Below are 14,231 nucleotides of genomic sequence, written 5' to 3'. Positions count from 1 at the left end.
TTCGGGCGAGACCGATCAGCGCAGATGCTTGGTCAGCCGGTCCAGCCAACCCTCGACGTCATCGATCACATGATGCACGTGGGCGCCGGGATGGTCATCGGACAGCGGCCGCACTTCCCCCGGCTTCAGGTCGGGGCGGGAATATTCGCTGTCGGTGCGCACCCAGACCGTGGTCATGCCGGCATCGGCCGCCGGCAGCAGATTGCGGTGCAGATCCTCCACCATCGCCGCCCGCTCGGGCTTGAACCCGAACCGCTTGATCATGGTGGCATAGGGGGCAGGATCGGGCTTGGGCACGTAATCGGCGGCGACGATGTCGAAAATGCCGTCGAAATGGTCGGCCACTCCCAGGCGCGCCAGCACATTCTCCGCATGACGCACCGACCCGTTGGTGAAGACCAGCTTGCGCCCCGGCAGCGCCTTCAGCGAAGCGGCCAGCAGGGGCGACGGGTCGACGGGCGTCACGTCGATATCATGGACATAGGCCAGGAATTCCGCCGGCTCCATGCCATGGTCGATCATCATCCCACGCAGCGAGGTGCCGTGGCGCAGGTAATAATCCTTCTGCTTGATGCGCGCCGCCTCCCGGTCCATGCCCAGGGCATTGGCGATGTAATCTGTGATCCGGACATCCACCTGCGCGAAAAGGTTGCAGCGCGCCGGATACAGCGTGTTGTCCAGGTCGAAGACCCAATGGTCCACATGGCCGAACGGATCGGCACCGGCAAGCGGAGCGGCGGGACTACCCGCAAGCGGAGCGGTGGCGGTGTGCCGATAAACGTTTGTCATGATTGTAACATGGTCAACCACCGATGTAACCGCAAGTGCGATGGACCGCAGGGCTCCGGTGCGTTACCACTGGATCAGCGAAATGGTTACCACAGGAGCACCCCTCTCTTGTCATCCCCTTCCGGCCCAGCCCGGGCCAGCGACGATGCCATTGATATCGTGGCCCTGTCCGCGTTGCTGGACGGTTGGCCCGGCCCCGGCCTGACGCTGGATGGCGAGGGGCGGTCCGTGCTGCTGAACAAGGGTGCGCGCCTGCTGGTGGAACGTCACGAAGGCTGGCTGACGGAGATCGGCCGCTGGGCCGCATCGGGCGGACCGCTGACGGAGCCGCACCGGTCGGTGCCGGTGGAAACGGGCAGCGGGCCGGGCGTGGTGGAATTCAACACCGTCCTGCTGGCCGGCGGCGGCGTGCTGTGCCTGGGTCGGGAAGTGACACTGGAACGCCGCCTGCGCCACGCGCTGACCGAATCGCGCCAGCGTTACAAGGACCTGGTCGACATCTCGTCCGATTTCGCCTGGGAAGTCGGACCGGACGGGCGCTTCGTCTTCGTGTCGGCCGCCGGTGCCATCGGCTATCACCCCGACGATCTGGTGGGCCGCCACCCGTCGGAATTCGTGCTGTCCGACTTCGCCGACCAGCCGCTGCCGTTTGATACCGGCGTGGCGATTGAGCGGACAGAGGTCTGGCTGCGCGGCAAGGATGGGGAGGCGGCCTGCCTGATTTCGTCCGCCGTGCCGCTGATCGGGGCGCAGGGCGACTGGATCGGTGCCCGCGGTGCCTGCCGTGACATTACCGAGGCCCGCGTCAAAGGCATGGAACTGGCCCAGGTCCGCCTGCGCGAGAAATATCTGGGCTATATCGTCTCCTCCACCCGCGACGACGTCGATCCCGGCAAGACGCTGGAGATCGCGGTGGGCGTGGCAGTCAATGCCACGGGGGCCGGTGGCGCCCGCCTCTATGCCCGCACCGGCGATGCCTTCATGGAAGCCGCGGCACAGCTGGCCATGCCCGTGGACATTGCCGGCGCCATCGCCCCCTTCCTGGAAAAAGTGGCCGAACAGCCGGACCCGGGCACCACCATGGTTGCCGGCTACGGCATGCTGGCCACCCGCACCCTGTTCCGGCACGAGGTGAATGGCGCCATCCTGGTCTGGCGTGGCGACGGGCAGGACTGGAACGAGGATGATTATTCGATGATTCAGGCCATCGCCGACCAGGTGGGCGTGGCCGTGGCTCAGGCCCGCTATCAGGAACGCCTCAAGACCCTGTCGGAACGCGATGGTCTGACCGGCCTCTATAACCGCCGCACCTTCATGGAGATGCTGGAAGGACGGCTGGACAAGCAGACGGGCGGCGCATCCGCCCTGCTTTATTTCGACCTCGACAATTTCAAGGCGGTCAACGACAAGCTGGGCCACGGGGCCGGCGACGATGTGCTGCGCGCCGTGGGCGAGCTGCTGGGCCGTCTGGCCCGCGCCGGCGATCTGGCCGGACGGCTGGGCGGTGACGAGTTCGTGCTGTGGGTCGACCGCGTGGACGAGGAACAGGCCATCGCCGTGGCCGACCGGCTGCTGCGCGAGGCGGCGGAGTTCCTGCGCCCCCTGTCGGCATCTCCGGAGAAGCCGCTGGGCGTGTCGGTGGGCATCGCCAGTTACCGCGGCGGGTCGGGCGAGGCGGCACAGGGCCTTGTCGACCGGGGTGACCAGGGTATGTATGCTGCCAAGCGTATGGGCAAGGGCCATCGGGCCCTGGCACCGGCGCTGGCCGCCGGATGAGAACAGGGTACGGGTCCGCGATGAAGGGCAATTCCTCCTCCCCCATGGATTACGATACGGCCAAGAAGCTGGCGGCCAGCGAGGATGCGGGCCAACGCCGCGTCATTGCCGCCCGCGCCGACATGCAGCCGGAAATCCTGTTCTATCTGGCCAATGACACCAGTGCCGAGGTGCGGCGCGAGATCGCGCGCAACAACGCCACCCCGCGCCAGGCCGACCTGCTGCTCTGCGGCGATCCGGACGAGGAGGTGCGGTCCGGCCTCGCCCGCAAGATAGCACTTCTGGTGCCGTCGCTACCGGCCGACCGGGTCGGGCAGCTGGAACGCATGACCATGGACATCGTGGAGGCCTTGGCCCGCGACCAGGCCATCGCCGTGCGCCGGGTGGTGGCCGAAACGCTGAAGGACCAGCCGGGCGCACCGCTGCACCTGATCCAGCAATTGGCCAACGACCTGGAACTGTCGGTTTCCGGCCCGGTCCTGCGTCATTCGCCGCTGCTGACCGATGACGACCTGCTGTCGATCATCGGCAGCCAGCCGATGGACGGCAAGCTGGTGGCCATCGCCCAGCGCGCCGGCCTGTCGGGTGGGGTATCCGAAGCCGTGGCCCGCACGCAGAGCGAGGCGGCGGTGGCGGCGTTGCTGGGCAATGCATCGGCCCAGATCCGCGAGGAGACGCTGGACCGCATCATCGACATGGCACCGAAGTTCGAGCCCTGGCACGGCCCCCTGGTCCGCCGCCCGGCCTTGCCACCCAAGGCCGCCGCCCGCATCGCCGGCTTCGTCTCCGAACAACTGATGAAGGTGCTGGAAAGCCGCGCCGACCTGCCGCCCGATGTGCGCAGTGCGGTGCGCAACGCCGTGCAGGAGCGCGCCCGGGCATCCAACCGTGGCGGCGGGGCCGAACCGCTGGGCATCGCCGAGGACGGGGCGGAGGAAGCGCCCAAGGAACGGCCGATGGAACGGGCCAAGAAGGCCCATGCCGCCGGCAAGCTGGATGAAGATATGGTGGCCTCGGCCCTGACCCAGGGCGATCGCGGCTTCGTGCTGGCGGCCTTGTCGGTGCGCTCCAACATCCCGCTCGACGCCGTGGACAAGATCATCGGCGGGCAGAGTGCGCGCGGCGTCACCGCCTTGTGCTGGCGGGCCAAGCTGTCCATGCGCCTGTGCCGGCAGATCCAGCTGCGCGTGGCCAACATCCCGCCGACATCGGTGCTGAACGCGCGCGAGGGCACGCATTACCCGATGTCGGACAGCGAGATGAACTGGCAGCTGGAATTCTTCGGGCTGAAGGCATGAGGTCATGACCGGCATCGCTGATCCGGACACCGCCCCCCTCCATCCCGGCCCCGTGGGCCTGATGGCGGGCACGGCGGCGCGCCGGGTCATGCAGTCCTTGATGCGCACGGGTCAGGAGGCGCGCTTCATCGGCGGCTGCGTGCGTGATGGGCTGCTGGGCATCCAGGCCGCCGATGTCGATATCGCCACGCCGCTGCCCCCGGACGAGGTGATGCGCCGCCTGCGCCAGGACGGCATCCGCGCCCTCCCCACCGGTATCGACCATGGCACCGTCACCGCCCTGACCGAGGGTGCATCGTTCGAGATCACCACCCTGCGACGGGATGTGGAGACGGACGGACGCCATGCCACCGTCGCCTTCACCGATGATTGGCTGGAGGATGCGTCGCGTCGCGACTTCACCTTCAACGCCATGTCGCTGACCCCGGAGGGGGAACTGTACGACCCGTTCGGCGGGGTGCGCGACCTGAAGGCCGGCCGCGTGCGCTTCATCGGCCAGGCACGGGAAAGGATCGCGGAGGATGTGCTGCGCATCCTGCGCTTCTTCCGCTTCCATGCCCGGTTCGGCCAGGCGCGGCCCGACCCGGACGCGCTGGCCGCCTGCGCCACCATGGCACCGCTGCTGCCGTCGCTGTCGGGCGAACGGGTGCAGACGGAAGTGATGAAGATCCTGGCCCAGGACAAGATGGTGGAGGTCTGGCGCCTGATGATGGATTGCGGGGTGGTGGCCCAGACCCTGCCCCAGGCCACCAACCTGACCAGGCTGGCGGCCCTGGACCGGCTGGAATGGCTGGTGGGGGAGGCGCATCCCATGGCGCATCTGGCGGCGCTCCTGCCCACCGGCCTGTCGGCGGCGGCCGACACCGCCGAACGCCTGCGCCTGTCTAACGCCAACCGCGACTATCTGCTGGGCCTGTGCGCCCCGCCCGTGGATGTGCATCCCGACCTGACGGTGACCAGCCGGCGCCATGCCCTGCAGAAGCTGGGGCCGGAGACCTATCGCGACCTGCTGCTGCTGGCGGCCGCCACGCGCGGCACCCCGGCCGTGGAACTGCTGGAAGCACTGGCCGAGGCGGCGGTGTGGATCGTCGTGCCCTTCCCCCTGAAGGGCCGCGACGTGCTGGAACAGGGTATGACGCCGGGGCCGGAGGTCGGGGTGCTGCTGGCCGGGGTGGAAGGCTGGTGGGCCGCCCGCGAATACCGCCCCACGCGGGAGGAATGCCTGGCCGAACTGACCCGCCGCATCGCCGAACGGCAGGCACGGGAATGAGCACCATAGACTTCTGCGCCACGCAGCCCCTGGACATGCGACCACGACCGCTGCATCACTTGCATATTACGGGGACGGAAGGCAGCCGGCTCCCCGCCCCCCGGGAGACGCGCAATGCGGGCCAGTGACATCGATGGCGTGCTGGCCTTCTGGTTCCAGGAAGCGGGGCCGGCCAAATGGTTCGGCGGCGGGCCGGATTTCGACGTCCAGGTGACCAAGAACCTGCTGGCCGCCCATCTGGCCGCCAGCAATGGCGATCTGGCCGACTGGGCGGAGGTGCCGGAAGGGGTTTTGGCGCTGTGCATCCTGCTGGACCAGGCCCCGCGCAACATGTTCCGCAACACCCCGCGCGCCTTCGCCACCGACCATCTGGCCCTGGCCATCGCCACCGACGCCATCGCGCGGGAACAGGACCTGATGCTGCCGGAAGACCAGCGCCTGTTCATTTATCTGCCGTTCGAGCATTCCGAACAGATCGAGGACCAGCGCCTAGCCGTGCGCCTGTTCGCCAACCGCACCCGCGACCCGGCCCTGCTGGACTATGCCTGCCGCCACTTGGCCGTCATCGCCCAGTACGGCCGCTTCCCCCACCGCAACAAGGTGCTGGGACGGGAGAGTACGGAGGCCGAGCAGGCCTATCTGGCCATGCCGGGGTCAGGGTTCTGAAAACGTAATCGTAGGTCAGGTCGAGGCAAATGCCGAGCCCCGACAGAAAGGCTTCCAGCGATATTGTCAGGGCTCGCCTTTGGCTCGACCTGACCTACGGGTGGTTACGCCGCCACACCCCGCCCGCCCAACGCCGCCTCGGCCTGGGACAGCAGATCAGCCAGAATCTCCGCCACCGGCTGTTCCCTGGTGACCATGCCCACCGACTGACCGGCCATCAGCGAGCCGTTTTCCACGTCGCCGTCGATCACCGCGCGGCGCAAGGCACCGGCCCAGTAATGCTCGATCTCCAGCTGGGCTTCCTTCTGGTCCAGTTCGCCGGCATCGAACCGCGCGATGACCTCGCGCTGCTTTTCCATGAAGCGCTTGGTGCCCTCGTTCTGCAGCGCCCGCACGGGGATCACCGGGAAACGGTTGTCCAGCGCCACGGACGCGATGGCCTCGCGCGCATTGCCGCGGATGAAGGCCTGCTTGAATTTGGGATGTGCGCGGCATTCGGTGGCGCAGACGAAGCGGGTGCCCAGTTGCACGCCGGCCGCCCCCATCTCCAGATAGGACACGATCGCCTCCCCGCGCCCGATGCCGCCGGCCACGAACACCGGCACATCGCGGATCTCCGGCAGGATCTCCTGCGCCAGGACGGAGGTGGAGACGGGGCCGATATGACCGCCGGCCTCCGACCCCTCGATGACGATGGCGTCGGCGCCGCTGCGGATCAGCTTCTTGGCGATGACCAGAGCCGGGGCGAAGCACATGACCTTGGCGCCGCCATCCTTGGCCGCCTTGATCGCCGTTCCGGGCGGCAGGCCGCCAGCCAGCACGATATGGCCCACCTTCTCCTCCAGGCAGACCTGGACCAGCTGGTCCAGCTGCGGATGCAGCGTGATCAGGTTCACGCCGAACGGCTTGGTCGTCAGGGCCTGGGTGCCGCGGATCTCATCACGCAGCAGGTCGGGCGACATGGAACCGGACGCGATGACGCCGAAGCCACCGGCATTAGAAATGGCCGCCACCAGATTGCGATCCGACACCCAGGTCATGGCACCGCCCATGATGGCGAGGTCGGTGCCGAGATAGTCGCGGCCCCGCGACCAGAGCTGATCCAGATGCTGACGTGCGGAAGACATGGCGGCGGGGGCCCCTTGCATTCTAAAATAACCACAGGATCGGGTTCACTACCGTTCGTACAGCGAAGGGTCAAGGGGCTGACCCGTCTACCGCTGCGCCCACCTGTTCATGTTCCCTCGAGAAGCCGGGCGCCCGCATCCGCGCCCTTGGCTAAGCCGCACGTGCGGCGCGGCAGCAGTCGCCGCCGTACCACCGGTCATTTCATGACCGCTGGCCTCATCCCTTCTGGCAGTTGGCCTTGTCCTTGGACAGTTCCCGACAGAGCAGCCCGGTGCTGGTCTTGAAGCTGCCATCGGTATTACGGCGGATGGAGATCTTGTTGGAGAACTGCACCCATCCGGCGCTGCCCCAATGCGAACGGATGCCATTGGAGAAGGCCAGGGTGCCATCGGGGAACTTCACCACGGCGACATGGTCCTTGAAGGTGATGCGGTCGCCATCCAGCGTGGCCACCTGGCCGTTGGAACAGAGGATCATCTCCTCCGTCCCATCCTGTCTGGTACAGACCAGCGGGTCGCCGCCCGCCAGGACCATGGCGAAGATCGTCACTTCCAGCACGTTCAACGGCATTGCCCACACCCGCTGTTGATTAAGCGCACATGCCCATTATCCTAGATGCGGGCCAGGATGAAAATACGCCGGAAGGGGAAGAGGGTGCTGCCATCGGCCTGCCGCGGATAGGCGTCACGCAGGGCCGCACCATAGGCGGCACGGAATGACGCCGCCAGATTGCCCGGCAGCCGGGCCATGACCGGCAGCAGGGCCGTGGCCGACACCCATTCCAGCACCGGGTCGTCGCCCGCCAGTTCCTGGAGATAGTCACTGTGCCAGATATCGACGCTGGTGCAATGCGGGCGCAGAACCCGCCAGTAATCCTCAGGGGTCAGCACCGATCCATGATGCAGCGCCCCGGTCAGGCTCTGCGCCCAGGGCTCCCGTCCCGCCAGTTCCAGCAGCAGCCGGTGCGACGGGGCGGCGTAATTGTCCGGCATCTGCACCGCCAGCACCCCACCGCGCGCCAGCGACAGGACCAGCCGGGCGAACAGGGCCTCATGCCCCGGTAGCCATTGCAGGGCGGCGTTGGAGAAGATCAGGTCGGGCGGCATCTCCGGCCGCCAGTCGGCGATGTCACCGCGTTGCCAGGTGACGCGCGACGCCTCCTGCCCGGCCTTTGCCAGCATGGCGGGATCACCATCCAGCCCGGTCACGGCAGCCGTGGGGAACTGGTCGGCCAGTTGCCGGGTCAGATACCCCGTGCCACAGCCCAGATCCACCATGGTCCGGGCCGCAATGGGCGGGATGGCGGCCAGCAGGTCGCACCCCGGCCGTTCCCGCAGGGCGCGATAACGCTCATAGAGATCGGGATTCCACTGCACCGCGCCCTCCCCATCGGCTTTCAATGCATGAAAGCGCGAAGTGGAAGGCAGGGCAAGATTTACGCGGCTTCCGCCACCAGCAACCGCTGTTCCAGATGCGCGCCCAGCCGCAGGGACAGGGCGACGATGGTCAGGGTCGGGTTGGCCCAGCCGGAGGTGGGGAAGACGGAACTGCCGGCCACGAACAGGTTCTCCTTGCCCCAGACCTTGCCATTGGCATCGACCACGCCGGTGGACGGATCGGCCGACATGCGGGTGGTGCCGATATGGTGGTGGCCGCCCTGCAGCACGTCATGATGGTCGCCATCATCCAGACCCGTCGGCCAGTTGGGGCTGCCATCGAACAGCCAGTCATCCATGTCGATCCGGCCCAGGCCGGTGCGCGACAGTTCCTTGCCCACCAGTTCGGTGACGGCACGGGCCGACAGCTTGTCGAGCGGCGACAGGCGCCAGTCCAGATCGGCCCGGCGCTGGCCCAGCCGGTCGCGCGCTTCCGACAGGCCCACGCGGCTGTCGGGATTGGGGGCCTGCTCCCCGCGTACCAGCAGATACAGGGCCGTGGGCTGGGCGATCAGGGCGCGGCGGCGGACAAAGCGGCGGAACAGGTTGCCCGGCACGCTGGGCAGCACCGGCAGCAGGCGCAGCAGGTTGCGCCCCGCACCCGCCGGCCAGTACTGCCCCTTCTTCCAGGCCGCGTTCAGTTCCGTGGCCGCATCCGTCACGCCCGGCAGGGAGCGGTAATAAAGGGCGATGGAACTGTTCAGCACCTCCAGCTCCGTCTGCTTCCGCTCCGACAGCACCAGGCTGGGGCAAAGCGGAGGCATGTTGCGGGGGTAGGTGGTGCGCAGCCGTTCCAGCAGCCTCACGGGATCATCGGTGCGCACCCGCGCCGTGCGGCACTTGGGATGTTCCATGAAGAACCGGCCCACCAGATCGCGGCCATTGCCGATGCCGGCCGTCTCCACATCGGTCGACGCCAGTAGCAGGCGGGCATTCTCGATCCCGCCGGCCGCCAGCACGTAATGGCGGGCCCGCACCCGGTGACGCGTACCCGACGGGGTGGCCAGGCGCAGGCCGGTGACGCGGCGCGCATCGCCGGCCACATCGATATTGACCACGGTGCCGTGCAGCAGGCTGCGCACGCGGGGGCTGTTCTCCAGCTCCGCCCGGAACGTCTCGCCGAAGCGCTGGGCCTTCATGCGCCAGAACCTTGTCTGCACCAGATCCGGGTCGAAACCCGGATCTTCCAGCCCCGCCTCCTGCCACAGCTCGTTGAACCGCGCCTCACCCACGCCGCAGAATTCGGCCGCGTCGTGGTAATCGGCGGCAAGGTCGGCGGCCGTGACGGGCCAACCGCTATGCGGCACCCAGTCGCGGCGGCGGAAATCGATCGGGTCCAGCGGCACGCAGCGCCCCGACCAGGTGGCCGTGGTCCCGCCCAGCACGCGGTTGCGCGTCACGTCCAGCGGGTAATAGGGCAGGCCGACATTCTCCCCGCTGTTCAGGTTCTGCAGGTCCTGTTCCAGTGCGGCCCCGCCGCTTTCGATCAGGCAGACATCGGTGCCTTCCCGTGCCAGACGCAGGGCAAGGGCAATGCCGGCGGCACCGGCACCGATGATCGCCACATCGGCGGTGAATTCCTGGTCAGGCGGCAGGCACAACAGGTCGGTCAGCATCTTCGGCACGTCCGGATGGGGGTATCTGGACGTTTACGCGCCAGACCGGCCTCTATTCCCTGCATCCGCGAAAAATCATGCCGCTACGCAACATCGGCCGGCATGTCGGAATTTTTACAAGCTGCCGGGAATAAGTGCCGGGGGCGGGGCGTATATGGCTGATGAAACACGCCAACCTGTGACCCGGTTCCGCCCCCTTGCTGCCCGATATCACCCGTCATATCCCGGCCCTGCGCCGCTATGCGCTGGTGCTGACCCGCGATCCGGGGCAGGTGGAGGACCTTGTCCAGGAAAGCCTGGCCCGGGCCCTGGCCGGCAGCCGCAGCTGGCGGCCGGGATCGGACCTGCGGGCCTGGCTCTTGTCCATCACCCACAACACCTTCGTGTCGGGCTGGCGGCGCGAACAGGTGGCCCGCACCGGCCTGGAACTGGTGGCCGACACGCTGCCCCCGTCCAGCCAACCGGTCCTGCCCGACCTGCGCGTGGAAGCAAAGCAGGTGGTGGAAAGACTGCTTTCCCTGCCCGACGGGATGCGGGAAATCCTGCTGCTGGCGGTGGTGGAGGAAATGAGTTATCGCGAGATCGCGGACATGCTGAACATTCCGATGGGCACGGTCATGTCGCGCCTGGCCCGGGCCCGCGTCGCCCTGCGCAGCCAGATGGAAGGCGGCCCCGCGACGCCCGAGGAACGCCGGGCCGCGTTCAAACTGGTGGAGTAGGCGGATGCATCCCTTCGATCCCATCACCGAGGATGACCTGAACGCCTATATCGATGGCGGGCTGGACGCGCGCCGCCGGGCGGAGGTGGAGCGCTGGCTGGCCCAGTATCCGGACGAGGCGGCCCGCATCATGGCCGACCTGGGCGATGCCGACCTGCTGCGCGAAGGGCTGGGGGAGACGGCGTTCGCAACACCGCTGGACGCCGGCACAAGGCACCTGGCCGGCCGCCTGCGCCGGCAACTGATCTGGCGCGGGGCCACCCATGTCCTGCAGCGCGCCCTGATGATCCTGCTGCCGCTGGCCGCCGGCTATGGCCTGTCCTGGCTGCCCACGGGCGGGCAGCAATCGGCCGAGGCCGCCCATATCGTGCCCCTGTTCGCGGACGAAGCGGCGGAGGCCTATCGCACCGCGATGAAGGAGGTCGGGGCCGACCGCGCCCTGACCTATGCCGAAACCGACCTGCCCGCCAAGCTGGCCGCCACGGACGGCACCCATCCCCTGCCCATCCCCGCCCCGCCCAGCGCGCGTTGGCAATTGATGGGCGCGCAGATGACGGCCTGGGACCATGGCGACGCCGTGCAGGTGTTCTGGAAGCATGAGACCAAGGGCACGGCCGTGCTGTTCGTATCGGAAGACACGGCCGAGCCCGGCCAGCCCGCCCTGCCCCCCACGGTGGGTCATACCGATGAGGGCGACGTGGTCTATTGGCGCTCCGGCCCCTTCGTCTATGCCCTGCTGGGCACCACCGACATAAGGTCGCTGGAACGCGTGGCCCACCTGATCGCCCGACCCAATCCGGGCAGATGATCCGCAAGGTCGTGGGTGAGCGTCAGCAACCCCCGACATTGGTGGCACCGTCGCTTGTTGGGGTTCGCCGACGCTCACCCGCGACCTACGAAGACAGATTAGCGCCCCTAAAAAGTATGATAAATACGCCCTCAACTTAGAAAATCGAGGAGCGCGCCATGGCAACGGCATTCGGCATAAGTACCGGGTACACCCCGTCCCGCCGGAATATGCTGGCCGGCTTGGCCGCCATCGGACTTCTGCCCTCACCCGCCCTCGCACTGTCTGCAAAGCCGCGCCAGCGGGTGATCATCGACAATGATTTCTCCGGCGATCCGGACGGGCTGTTCCAGCTGGCCCACCATCTGGCCTCGCCGTCCGTGGACATCCCGCTGATCATCGGCTCCCACATCCATGTCGGCGACTTCCTGGACAAGTCCACGCGCCAGGCCGACAACGCCGTCGACCGCGTCCGCGAACTGATGGACGTGATGCGCCTGACCAGGCGGCCGGAGGTCATCCCCGGCCGCAACGCCGCCCCGCCCAGGGGGACGCCGGCGGAAGCCACGCCCGCCGTCCGCCGTATCATTGCCGAAGCGATGCGGGAGGATACCAAGCTGCCACTGTTCTACGCCGCCGGTGCCGGTCTGACCGAGCTGGCGGAGGCGGTGCGGCTGGAACCGCGCATCGCCGGGCGGCTGAAGCTGGTCTGGATCGGCGGCATGGAACATGGCGATCTGCTGCCGGGCGTGCCGGCGCGCAAGGACAAGGAATATAACCTGGCCATCGACCTGCCCGCCGCCCAGACCCTGTTCAACGACAGCGCGGTGGAAATTTGGCAGATCCCGCGCAACACCTATCGCCAGCTGATCATCAGCCACGCGGAGCTGGCACTGGGCCTGCGCCCCGCCGGCGCCCTGGGCACCTATTTGCTGAAACAGCTGGAGCGGGTGACGGATACTGTCAGCGCCAATCTGGGGGAGACCTATATCCTGGGCGACAGCCCCCTGGTCACCGTCACGGCGCTGCAATCCTCGTTCGAGCCGGACAGCGCATCCAGCCCCTATATCGTCCGCCCCACCCCGCGCATCGGCGATGATGGCCGCTATGTCCCCGATCCCGACGGCCGGCCCATGCGCATCCATACCGGCATCGACACGCGGCTGACCTTCGCCGACATGTTCGCCAAGTTCGCCGCCTTCGCTTAAGGAACCCCGATGATCCCCGCGCCCTTCCAGACCCTGGTCCGCATCGCCAAGGACACGCCCGGCGTGCCCGTGCTGCTGGCCGATTTCAACCCGGCCTTCCTGCCGCGTTTCTTCAGCTTCGCGGCGGGGAAATCGCTGGGGCGGTTCTCCTTCTGCCTGGTCAATCCGATGGGGCGGGTGGTGCTGTCCTATGCCGATCCCTGCACGGTGCTGACCGCCGACCGCACGGCGCTGGCCAAGGCGGCAACGGCGGTACAGATCGGCTATGGCTCCGACATCTGGGGTGAAGGGTTCAACCCACAGCTTTCAGGGTTCCCCGGCCTGTGCGCCTACAAGGGGTCGCGTGCCCTGCTGGTGCCCGGTGGCGCGCAGCCGCTCTATCTGGGCTGCCTGGGCGTCAGTTCGGGGGCGGCGGGCGACGATGATCCCCTGTGCCAGACCCTGGCCGACTTCATCCTTGGGGAGGCGAGGCGCGATCCCGGCGCGGTGATATCACTGGCCTGATGCTTCACCCCTGCGCCTGGCCGGCCGCGCCTGCGGATATCCGCGGGGCGGCACGCCGAAACGGGCGGTGAAGGCGTGGATGAAGTTGGAGACATGGTTGTAGCCGACGCGATAGGCGATCTCCTTCAGGACCACATCCTCCGTGGTGATGGCACGGCGGGCATGTTCCAGCCGCTCGTTGCGCAGCAGCTCATAGACCGTGGTGGCGAACATCTCCTTGAAGCCGGCGTTCAGCCGGCGTTCCGTCAGGCCCACGGCGGCGGCCAGGGCGCCCAGGCCCGGCGGGTTGCGCATGTCGGCCAGCAGCCGCTCCCGCGCCTCCATGATCAAGGCCCGCTCCGCCGGCGACAGGGCACCGGGTCGGGCCGCCCCCGTCTCGGCCACCGAAGCGGCCTGCAGCGCCAGCAGCTGCAACGCCACCCCTTCCATGAACAAGGCCCGCAGCGCCCCGTTCAATCCCGGCGCGAACAGATCGTCGGCCAGCCGACGCAACCGGGCCGTGGCGCGGGTCGGCACCACGGGCGTATGGACCGGATCGGCGGCGAACAGCGGGGCCAGCACCGCCGGCACCCTTCCGTCGAACAGACTGGCGGCACGATCCAGATCGAAGGCATAGCCGGCCAGACGCAGACCCTGCCCGCCCTTCAGGGTGGCGATCGAGGAGGTTTCCAGCGGCCGGAACAGCATGGCCTGCTCCGGCATGACGCGCAGTTCCAGCCCGCTGGTGAAACGATGGTCCAGCACGCCCGTGGCACTGACCTGCCCCGTCAGCCAGGTGGTGGAGGCATTGTTGCGTGGTTCCACCACCATGTCCCGCAGGATATCGGCACCGACCAGGAAGACGCGCAGGCCCGGCGCCACCTCGATCCGCTCGATCACGCCCCGCCAATTATCGTCATCGACGGGCGTGCGTTCCTCCACAAGCAGCGATCGGGAACCGTCCGCGCCATCCATGAGCCATTCGATATCGGACAAGATGCTGCCTCTGTGGTGACAAGACCAGCCGGCCGGGCGCCCGGTGGATTGGCTGACGA

General features: G+C 67.7%; 14 protein-coding genes. 8 read left to right on the top strand and 6 right to left on the bottom strand.

The genetic code is table 11. From position 1 onward, the window contains the following. Window positions 1-15: 15 nt before the first annotated feature. A complete protein-coding gene (locus ACM9HJ_RS20045) occupies window positions 16-789 on the bottom strand; it encodes a pyrimidine 5'-nucleotidase (protein ID WP_416573536.1) in 774 nt (257 codons plus the stop codon). Window positions 790-897: 108 nt separating this feature from the next. Here ACM9HJ_RS20045 and ACM9HJ_RS20040 point away from each other — a divergent pair, with 108 nt between their 5' ends. The 4 genes from ACM9HJ_RS20040 (at window position 898) to ACM9HJ_RS20025 (ending at window position 5,799) form a co-directional block, all read left to right on the top strand. After that, complete coding sequence (locus tag ACM9HJ_RS20040; protein WP_416573535.1) at window positions 898-2,565, top strand: diguanylate cyclase; 1,668 nt, start codon at window positions 898-900, stop codon at window positions 2,563-2,565. A 20-nt stretch (window positions 2,566-2,585) separates the two neighbouring features. After that, window positions 2,586-3,863: a DUF2336 domain-containing protein gene (locus tag ACM9HJ_RS20035; protein ID WP_416573534.1), complete on the top strand. Its 1,278-nt coding sequence runs from the start codon at window positions 2,586-2,588 to the stop codon at window positions 3,861-3,863. A 4-nt stretch (window positions 3,864-3,867) separates the two neighbouring features. Continuing rightward, complete coding sequence (locus ACM9HJ_RS20030) at window positions 3,868-5,133, top strand: CCA tRNA nucleotidyltransferase (protein WP_416573533.1); 1,266 nt, start codon at window positions 3,868-3,870, stop codon at window positions 5,131-5,133. A gap of 114 nt (window positions 5,134-5,247) precedes the next feature. Beyond that, entirely contained in the window at window positions 5,248-5,799 is a 552-nt protein-coding gene (locus ACM9HJ_RS20025) for a DUF924 family protein (protein ID WP_416573532.1), read from the top strand. Between the two features lie 104 nt (window positions 5,800-5,903). On the opposite strand, the gene ACM9HJ_RS20020 is transcribed toward ACM9HJ_RS20025, so the two are convergent. The 4 genes from ACM9HJ_RS20020 to ACM9HJ_RS20005 all read right to left on the bottom strand — a co-directional run bounded on the left by ACM9HJ_RS20020 (window position 5,904) and on the right by ACM9HJ_RS20005 (window position 9,979). Next, window positions 5,904-6,926 (bottom strand): NAD(P)H-dependent flavin oxidoreductase, encoded by a 1,023-nt coding sequence (locus tag ACM9HJ_RS20020; protein ID WP_416573531.1) that lies wholly within the window; start codon window positions 6,924-6,926, stop codon window positions 5,904-5,906. Between the two features lie 217 nt (window positions 6,927-7,143). Next, window positions 7,144-7,497 carry a hypothetical protein gene (locus ACM9HJ_RS20015; protein ID WP_416573530.1) on the bottom strand — a complete coding sequence of 118 codons (354 nt, stop codon included), beginning with the start codon at window positions 7,495-7,497 and terminating at the stop codon, window positions 7,144-7,146. A 41-nt stretch (window positions 7,498-7,538) separates the two neighbouring features. Beyond that, window positions 7,539-8,303 carry a methyltransferase domain-containing protein gene (locus ACM9HJ_RS20010; protein WP_416573529.1) on the bottom strand — a complete coding sequence of 255 codons (765 nt, stop codon included), beginning with the start codon at window positions 8,301-8,303 and terminating at the stop codon, window positions 7,539-7,541. A gap of 59 nt (window positions 8,304-8,362) precedes the next feature. Continuing rightward, window positions 8,363-9,979, bottom strand: coding sequence for an FAD-dependent oxidoreductase (locus tag ACM9HJ_RS20005; protein ID WP_416573528.1), 1,617 nt, complete (start codon window positions 9,977-9,979; stop codon window positions 8,363-8,365). 197 nt (window positions 9,980-10,176) lie between these two features. Between ACM9HJ_RS20005 and ACM9HJ_RS20000 the strand changes: the two genes are divergently transcribed. The 4 genes from ACM9HJ_RS20000 to ACM9HJ_RS19985 all read left to right on the top strand — a co-directional run bounded on the left by ACM9HJ_RS20000 (window position 10,177) and on the right by ACM9HJ_RS19985 (window position 13,197). Further along, a complete protein-coding gene (locus ACM9HJ_RS20000; RefSeq protein WP_416573527.1) occupies window positions 10,177-10,698 on the top strand; it encodes a sigma-70 family RNA polymerase sigma factor in 522 nt (173 codons plus the stop codon). Window positions 10,699-10,702: 4 nt separating this feature from the next. Next, window positions 10,703-11,506, top strand: coding sequence for an anti-sigma factor family protein (locus tag ACM9HJ_RS19995; RefSeq protein WP_416573526.1), 804 nt, complete (start codon window positions 10,703-10,705; stop codon window positions 11,504-11,506). A 209-nt stretch (window positions 11,507-11,715) separates the two neighbouring features. Beyond that, on the top strand, window positions 11,716-12,693 hold the full coding sequence (locus tag ACM9HJ_RS19990) for a nucleoside hydrolase (RefSeq protein WP_416573525.1): 978 nt from the start codon (window positions 11,716-11,718) through the stop codon (window positions 12,691-12,693). 9 nt (window positions 12,694-12,702) lie between these two features. Further along, complete coding sequence (locus ACM9HJ_RS19985; protein WP_416573524.1) at window positions 12,703-13,197, top strand: heme-binding protein; 495 nt, start codon at window positions 12,703-12,705, stop codon at window positions 13,195-13,197. Here ACM9HJ_RS19985 and ACM9HJ_RS19980 read toward each other — a convergent pair. Then, a complete protein-coding gene (locus tag ACM9HJ_RS19980; RefSeq protein WP_416573523.1) occupies window positions 13,186-14,172 on the bottom strand; it encodes a helix-turn-helix transcriptional regulator in 987 nt (328 codons plus the stop codon). The two genes, ACM9HJ_RS19985 and ACM9HJ_RS19980, sit on opposite strands and share 12 nt — an antisense overlap. Between the last annotated feature and the right edge of the window lie 59 nt (window positions 14,173-14,231).

It is taken from the genome of Niveispirillum sp. KHB5.9, assembly GCF_048066115.1.
Lineage (GTDB): Bacteria > Pseudomonadota > Alphaproteobacteria > Azospirillales > Azospirillaceae > Niveispirillum.
The sequence above is the reverse complement of the archived record's forward strand: the minus strand, read 5'-3'. Positions and strand labels throughout refer to the sequence as shown.

Excerpts from the sequence above, each read along its gene's own strand:
- ACM9HJ_RS19995 (WP_416573526.1), top strand. The coding sequence starts at position 10,703 with ATGCATCCCTTCGATCCCATCACCGAGGATGACCTGAACGCCTATATC.
- ACM9HJ_RS20035 (WP_416573534.1), top strand. The coding sequence starts at position 2,586 with ATGAAGGGCAATTCCTCCTCCCCCATGGATTACGATACGGCCAAGAAG.
- ACM9HJ_RS20045 (WP_416573536.1), bottom strand. The coding sequence starts at position 789 with ATGACAAACGTTTATCGGCACACCGCCACCGCTCCGCTTGCGGGTAGT.
- ACM9HJ_RS20020 (WP_416573531.1), bottom strand. The coding sequence starts at position 6,926 with ATGTCTTCCGCACGTCAGCATCTGGATCAGCTCTGGTCGCGGGGCCGC.
- ACM9HJ_RS19985 (WP_416573524.1), top strand. The coding sequence starts at position 12,703 with ATGATCCCCGCGCCCTTCCAGACCCTGGTCCGCATCGCCAAGGACACG.
- ACM9HJ_RS20025 (WP_416573532.1), top strand. The coding sequence starts at position 5,248 with ATGCGGGCCAGTGACATCGATGGCGTGCTGGCCTTCTGGTTCCAGGAA.
- ACM9HJ_RS20015 (WP_416573530.1), bottom strand. The coding sequence starts at position 7,497 with ATGCCGTTGAACGTGCTGGAAGTGACGATCTTCGCCATGGTCCTGGCG.
- ACM9HJ_RS20005 (WP_416573528.1), bottom strand. The coding sequence starts at position 9,979 with ATGCTGACCGACCTGTTGTGCCTGCCGCCTGACCAGGAATTCACCGCC.
- ACM9HJ_RS19990 (WP_416573525.1), top strand. The coding sequence starts at position 11,716 with ATGCTGGCCGGCTTGGCCGCCATCGGACTTCTGCCCTCACCCGCCCTC.
- ACM9HJ_RS20030 (WP_416573533.1), top strand. The coding sequence starts at position 3,868 with ATGACCGGCATCGCTGATCCGGACACCGCCCCCCTCCATCCCGGCCCC.